The sequence below is a fragment of the Kitasatospora sp. NPDC043949 genome, assembly GCF_056435365.1.
The window spans coordinates 37,425-43,612 of record NZ_JBWKEQ010000003.1; the positions used below are offsets into that span (position 1 = coordinate 37,425).

The 6,188-nt window shown below is 69.9% G+C and carries 8 protein-coding genes; 3 read left to right on the top strand and 5 right to left on the bottom strand.

From position 1 onward, the window contains the following. Positions 1–90: 90 nt before the first annotated feature. The 4 genes from AC07AL_RS03800 to AC07AL_RS03815 form a co-directional block, all read right to left on the bottom strand. Positions 91–267, bottom strand: a complete 177-nt coding sequence (locus AC07AL_RS03800) for a hypothetical protein (RefSeq protein WP_478316743.1) — start codon at positions 265–267, stop codon at positions 91–93. Then, positions 267–512 (bottom strand): hypothetical protein, encoded by a 246-nt coding sequence (locus AC07AL_RS03805; RefSeq protein ID WP_478316744.1) that lies wholly within the window; start codon positions 510–512, stop codon positions 267–269. Before AC07AL_RS03805 ends, AC07AL_RS03800 begins: the two co-directional genes overlap by 1 nt. A gap of 170 nt (positions 513–682) precedes the next feature. Beyond that, the gene (locus AC07AL_RS03810; RefSeq protein WP_478316745.1) at positions 683–2,170 is read right to left on the bottom strand and encodes a DUF2637 domain-containing protein; all 1,488 of its coding nucleotides are present in this window, start codon (positions 2,168–2,170) and stop codon (positions 683–685) included. A 101-nt stretch (positions 2,171–2,271) separates the two neighbouring features. Beyond that, positions 2,272–2,550, bottom strand: a complete 279-nt coding sequence (locus AC07AL_RS03815) for a hypothetical protein (protein ID WP_478316747.1) — start codon at positions 2,548–2,550, stop codon at positions 2,272–2,274. Between the two features lie 475 nt (positions 2,551–3,025). On the opposite strand from AC07AL_RS03815, the gene AC07AL_RS03820 reads away from it, so the two are divergent. Next, entirely contained in the window at positions 3,026–3,874 is an 849-nt protein-coding gene (locus AC07AL_RS03820) for a GntR family transcriptional regulator (protein ID WP_478316749.1), read from the top strand. Next, entirely contained in the window at positions 3,871–4,557 is a 687-nt protein-coding gene (locus AC07AL_RS03825; protein ID WP_478316751.1) for an HAD family hydrolase, read from the top strand. The genes AC07AL_RS03820 and AC07AL_RS03825 overlap by 4 nt, the downstream gene beginning before the upstream one ends. 377 nt (positions 4,558–4,934) lie before the next feature. Here AC07AL_RS03825 and AC07AL_RS03830 read toward each other — a convergent pair whose 3' ends face one another. Further along, positions 4,935–5,099: a hypothetical protein gene (locus tag AC07AL_RS03830; RefSeq protein WP_402418817.1), complete on the bottom strand. Its 165-nt coding sequence runs from the start codon at positions 5,097–5,099 to the stop codon at positions 4,935–4,937. Between the two features lie 489 nt (positions 5,100–5,588). On the opposite strand from AC07AL_RS03830, the gene AC07AL_RS03835 reads away from it, so the two are divergent. Continuing rightward, positions 5,589–6,059, top strand: a complete 471-nt coding sequence (locus tag AC07AL_RS03835) for a hypothetical protein (RefSeq protein ID WP_478316753.1) — start codon at positions 5,589–5,591, stop codon at positions 6,057–6,059. The last annotated feature ends 129 nt before the right edge of the window (positions 6,060–6,188 follow it).

Sequence of the window (6,188 nt, forward strand, 5' to 3'; positions counted from 1 at the left end):
AGAAGAGAAAAAAAAAACAACCCCGGCCGTCTCCTGCTCCCCCTAGTGGGCGCGTCCTCCCCCCCCCCCCCCCCCCCCCCCGACGGCGGGTCAGGAGGAGTGCCACCAGCGGCGGGGGATGGGCCCGGAGCCGGGGGTGGTGCTGCGGTTCTCCGGGCGGGCGTTGATCGCAGCGTGCCCGGCTCGGTCCGCCTCGCGGACGGCATTCGCCCTGCGCTGCTGGCGGGACTGGGGTTGGGCGGGCGGCTTCTTGCCGATGCCGAACATCAGGCGCCCTCCCCGATCCGGCCGACGAGGACGAACGGCTCGCCGTCCAGCTCGCAGAGCGCGCGGAACTCGGCGGGGCGCTCGCCGTCGGCGGAGGCGTCGGAGACCGTCAGGCGGCGGCACCAGGTCTCGCGGAGCAGGCCGGCGACCTCATCGATCGTCAGCGTCTCGGCGAGGCGGTAGGCGAGCCCGCCCTGGTCGAGGCGGGCGATGCCCAGGCCGGGCAATTGCTTGAGCGTGTTCACCGGGCACCGCCCCTCGCATCGAGGAGGCGGGTGAGCAGGCGAGCGGCGGCGCCGGCTGCCTGAGCGCGGTCCGCTTCGGTGATGGGCGGGATGGGGGGTGCGATGCTAGTCAGGGTCATGACACTGCCTTCGATATGCAGGTGGTGGGGCGAAGCTGGGTCAGCTGGTGGTCAGGACGGGGTGTAGCCAGAGGCGATCAGCTCGGCGGCCTCGGTGCGGCGCCCGGAGGCGGTGGCGAGGGAGACGTCGAGGGCGTCGGCGATGGTTTGGAGGCTGACGGCCTCGGGGTTGCCGCCGGCCGCGAGGATCATCCGGGCGACGCGGCGGGTGGCGCGGGCGGTGGGGGTGAGCTTCGCTGCGTCCTCCGCTTCGACCGCGCGCAGTTCGACTTCAGCCGTGCGCTGGCGGGCTTCAGCGGCACGCAGGCGGGCCGTCTCGGTGGCCTTTTCGCTGTCGGCCTGGGCGCGCTTGGCGGCGGCTGTGTCGCGCTCGGCTTCAGCCGTGCGGCGGCCCGCTTCGGCGGCGGCCTCCTCGGTTTCAGCGGCGGCCTTGGCCGTTTCAGCCGCGCACAGCCGGGCGGCCTGGGCTGCCTTCTCGTCTTCGGCCTGGGCCCGCTCGACGGCGGCCGCCTGACGGTCCGTTTCAGCGGCGCGGCGCCGGGTTTCAGCGGCAGCCTGCTCCGTTTCAGCAGCGGTCCGGTCGGTTTCAGCGGCACGTCGGCGGGCCTCAGCAGCGTCCTGCTCGGCGGCCGCGGCCTTCAGCTCCTCCTCGGCCTGGTCGAGCCGTTCGGCGGCCTCAGCCTCCCGGCCGGCGGCGAGCGCCCGGGCCTGGGCCTGAGCCCGGGCGGCGGCGGTCTCGGCACCGACCTCGTACCCGGCGGCCTCGACTCGGCCCGCTGTGCGCAGGCTGGAGATCCGGGCGTCGGCGGTCCGGGCCTCGGCGCGGGCGGTGACCTCGGCCTCGAACGCGGCCGTGCGCTCGGCCCGCAGCCGGGCGCGCTCCTCGGCCTCCATCGGTAGGGCCAGGGCCTCGTCCACGCTCAGCCCGAACCGCTCCATGGTGAGCGGAAGTCGCTGGTCAGCGGGTGCCTTGCGCCAGTCGCCGCCGTGCTCGCGCTCCAGCAACACCCGGTAGACGAGCCGTTCGCGCTCCAGCTCGACCGCCCGATCGTAGGAAGTGATGCCGTTCAGGCGCATCCGCCGGTACATCCGGAAGGACGGCCACGGGGCGAGGATCCAGCGGTGCAGCGGCACGCCGTCGCTCTGGTGGCCGGCCTCGATCCGGGTGATCCGGATGACCAGGCGCCGCCCGGCCTCCACCACCGCGACGAACATGATCGGGATCACGGCGTGCATCGCCGTGCCGGTCGGGTTCTTCAGCAGCGGCCCGGCGGAGGCGGCGTTGAAGTAGATCGTCGCGGCGGTGAAACCGTGGGCCAGCAACCGCAGCATCGGCCACGGGGTGCCCTTGCGGATCAGGTGCAGATCCATCGCGAGCAGGGCCACGATCCCGGCGTCCACACCGACCGGGAACGCGTAGCTGAAGTCCCCGAAGCCGTGCTTGAAACCGAGGACCTGCAGCGCGTTGTAGGAGCCGCTGAAGCCGATCCCAGCGAGCACCGTGCCGCCGACCGCGGCGAGGATCGTGAGGCCCAGCATGAGCTTGTCCGAATTCGCCGCCCGCGTGGTTGAAGCGGTCGGTCGCGCCGTTGAAGCGGCGGCGGCTGGGGCCGAAACGGCCGCCGTCGCGGCCACGGTCGTCACGCGGCCACCCGCTCGACGCTCGCCGTGCGGCGGATGACCGCCAGGCGCCGCAGCGGCACCGGCGCCACCTGCAGCAGACGCTCGGCGTAGGCGGCCAGCTCCGGGTTCTCCCAGCGCAGGTCCGCCAGCACCGCGTACGCCACGTCCAACCGGGCCTGGCGCTCGATCGCCGACTCGCCGACCACGCCGGCGAACAGTTCCTCGTCCACGCCCAACGCCAGCTCCGCGAACTCCTCGGTGCCCAAGGCGTGTTGACCTGCAACAATCGACTTCACGGGTCTACCTCTTCCAGTGGGAGGTGGGCCCCAGGGGCTGCCGCGCGCCCGGCCAAGGAAAGCGCGGCGGCCCCGAGTCCAGGGCCAGCTACTCGTTACGAGCAGCCATGGCCCCCGATCCGCCGCAGACGGCACGGATCGGGGACCAAAGACACTCGTTCGCTGAGACCGCGCCGGTCCGGCGCCGAGGTGTTCGGCGGTGAACTGGCGGGGGGTGCGTCTTTCAAGGCAGACGCGGACCTCTCGGTCCATGCCATCCGACTGACAAGGCGCGGTGACCTCGGCCCGATCTGTCCCGGGCCCCTTCGCCTATCCCCATAGGCGCATTTGTCCAGCTCAGAGCAGCCCAAAGAAGGCCCCTCTGTGTCGCCCCTGTCTCACTTGGTGCGACACCCACAACATAGACAACCTGCTTAGGCAGGTCAAGAGTGTTGGGTTTCTCGCGCCTGTTGGGCACCTCCCCTAGCATTGGGCCATGGCTCTAGACCCGGATGACTCTCGCCCCCCGTATCAGCAGGTCGGCAGCTCTCTGCGGGCCTCGATCCTCACGAAGAAGCCGGGCTTCGAGACCGGCGACAAGCTCCCCTCCGGCCCCGAGCTGGCGAAGCACTTCGGCGTGGCGCGCGGCACGGTGGACAAGGCGCTCGACCTGCTCCGCACCGAGGGGCTGATCGTGACCCGGCAGGGGAGCGGCTCGTTCGTGCGGGAGCGCACCTCTCGGCCGGTCGGGCTGCGGCCTCACCTCGAAGCGGCCTTCGAGCAGCAGCAGGTGACCCTCGACTTCGCCGGCTTCTCCAGCGAGACGCTGCACAACGCGCTGCAGGAGCCGCTCGACAAGGTCCGCTCCGGCCGGCTGGCGCCGGAGTCCATCACGGTCCGCCTGCTGCTGCCGGACACCACGGCCCCGATGGCCGTGCCGGTCCTGGTCGACGGGCTCCAGGACGAGGCCGCCCTCCGGCAGCGCGCCCGCAACATCGCCCTGACGAACGCCGGCGGCATCGCGCACTCGGTGGAGATGCTGGCTGAGCTGGGCCTCGTCCAGAAGGCGAGCGTCGAGGTCAAGGTCCACCGGGCGTCCAGCCTGTTCAAGCTGTACATCCTGAACAGGTCGGAGGCCTTCTTCGGCTTCTACCCGCTCCGCGAGCGCACCGTGGCCATCGACGACACCGCTCACACCTTCTACGACGTCACCGGCAAGGACACCACCCTGTTCCACCACGCCGCCGGCCCGGACGACGCCTCGCTCGGATCGCAGTACGTCCAGCAGGCCCAGATGTGGTTCGACAGCGTGTGGAGCACGATCGCCTACGAGCGGCAGCCATGATCGCCACCCCTCAGCAACTCGCCGACGTGTTGCGGCCGGTGAAGCACGTGCTCCTCGACTTCGACGGGCCGGTGTGCTCGGTCTTCGCCGGCCTTCCCGCCCCGGAGGTCGCGCGCCGACTCCGTGAGGGCCTGCTCGCCGCGGGCGAGCAGGCCCCGGCTGGGGCGGCGGAGAAGAGTGACCCGCTCGCCTTGCTCCGGCTGGTCTCGGACGCCCGGCCCGATCTCACCGAGAGCACGGACGCCGCACTGGCCGCGCTGGAGATCGAAGCCGTCCGGGTCGCCCCACCGACCCCAGGCGGAGAATCGGTTCTCCGCGCCTGCGCCCGTTCCGGCCGCCTGGTCTCCGTAGTTAGCAACAACTCGGGCGCGGCCATCACGGCCTACCTCGCCGAGCACGGCCTCAGCGACTACGTGGCTGGCGTATTCGGACGCGTTCCGGGTGACCCCTCCTCGATGAAGCCGAACCCGCGCCTTCTGCTCGAAGCGATGGATGCCGTGGGCACCAGGCCGGACCACTGCATCTTCATCGGCGACGCAGCCCGCGACGTCGAGGCTGGAGAGGCCGCTGGAGTCCCGACGATCGGCTACGCCAACAAGCCGGGTAAGGATGCCAAGCTGACCGCTGCTGGCGCCCTGGTGATCGTGGACTCGATGGGGCTCATCGCCACTGCCCTCGCCTGACTCGGGCACCACATTTGGGAGTCGGCGACGCGCTCTGCGAAGCTTCGAGAGCCGGGCGAGCAACGACCGGTCATCGGTTCGCTCGTGGCATTCTGGCTGGTCATCGGGCTTGGTGGGGCGAGCAATGCCTTCCGGAAGCCATCCGCACTGACAGACAGATGGGTACCACAATTAGTGCATCCAACCCTGGTATCGTCGGTGGGGACTTAGTGCATAGAGGCGCGATAGCGCTATCGATTGCACGAAAGAGGGCCCGCCTCGCCTGGTGAGGCAACACCAGGGGTTCCGAGACGGACCCTATAAGCACAGCGTGTGGCTCTGCAGTCACACTAGCGATGGTCCGGCCGTTGGCGCGGCTGGGCCATCGTGCTAAGCAGCTAGCCCAGGAGATCCTGGAGCAGCTGCCAGATGTCGTACGCCGTCTTCAATGCCCGCCAGGCGGCGAGCAGTTGACGCATCCCATCCCTGCGGAGCCTTCCCGCGTTCTTCGGCTCTACATCCGGGTCTTCATCGGCCGGCTGCTGCTGATTGAGCGCGGTCATGCTCCACCCCTTCCTGCTGCTCCCCGACCGCGCCTTGCGATCGGGGTCGCGGTGTCCGCCTGGGCGGACGCCGTGACCCCGGCCGCACCTTGTGGTCGAGGTGCTGACGCATGCTCATGCATACGTCAGGAGAAGGGTCTTGTGCTCTCCTCAGAGTAGATGTAGGACCGGGTGCTGGACGAATCCGCCTGGGGGTGTTGTCTCGCCCGATCCGCCATTTCGATGGCTGTATCAACCTTCCACCCCGAGGCGACAAACGATCTCGATTCTCAGGGTGGCAGGATCGAAGGAAAATTTGCCAAAAATCCTTTGCAAGTTTGATGTGGTATAGATTCTTGCGTCGGTTTCAGGGTTCCTTGGTGCCAGCTACCATGGAATTAGCGACTCCTATAAACGACTTTCACAATGCAAGTCGCCTATGAAGTGCAGTGAGCCGACCGATGCGCCATGGGCTTCTGTGGAGCGGGTCGCGCCGGTAGGTTCTGGGCGGTGATTACTCAGATCGTCACGCTGGTGGGCGTCCTGCTGGGGGCGCTCACCTCGTTCGTGGCCACCGGGTGGGCGGAGCGGACCAAGCACCGTCGGCTGATGGCCGCGCGGTGGGATGAGCGGAGGCTCGACACCTACGTGCAGTACGCGACCTGCGTGAAGGAGATCGACGCGCTCGCCAAGCGGGCCAGGCAGGCGGAGGCGGGGTCGACGGCGCGGGCGGAGTTTCTGGCGACGATGGAGCGCGCGGAGATCCAGCGGTCGGCGCTCTTCGAGACGCTCGTTCTGCTCGCGAGTCCGGCTGCGGTGGAGGCGGCGAAGGCGGTCAACGCCGTGCTGTGGGGGAGCGAGAGCGCAGCCCGCGGGCACACCGCGGTGCCGAACGGTCCCGGCCTGGTTGAGTTGCTCAACGCCTACCACGCGCAGGCCAGGCTCGACCTCGGCGTCGGGGGTCCGGCCGGCGGGGCGTGAGGTGAAACACAGAAGGGCCGTGGGGGGGGGGGGGGGGGGGGGGGGGGGAGGGGGGTTTCGGGGGGGTGGGGGGGGGGGGGGGGAGGGCGCCAGCCTTCCCCCCAACAAAGCACTGAGCTCGGGACGGCC

Coding starts and splice junctions, on each gene's coding strand:
- AC07AL_RS03800 (WP_478316743.1), bottom strand. CDS start 267: ATGTTCGGCATCGGCAAGAAGCCGCCCGCCCAACCCCAGTCCCGCCAG.
- AC07AL_RS03810 (WP_478316745.1), bottom strand. CDS start 2,170: ATGCTGGGCCTCACGATCCTCGCCGCGGTCGGCGGCACGGTGCTCGCT.
- AC07AL_RS03820 (WP_478316749.1), top strand. CDS start 3,026: ATGGCTCTAGACCCGGATGACTCTCGCCCCCCGTATCAGCAGGTCGGC.
- AC07AL_RS03825 (WP_478316751.1), top strand. CDS start 3,871: ATGATCGCCACCCCTCAGCAACTCGCCGACGTGTTGCGGCCGGTGAAG.
- AC07AL_RS03830 (WP_402418817.1), bottom strand. CDS start 5,099: ATGACCGCGCTCAATCAGCAGCAGCCGGCCGATGAAGACCCGGATGTA.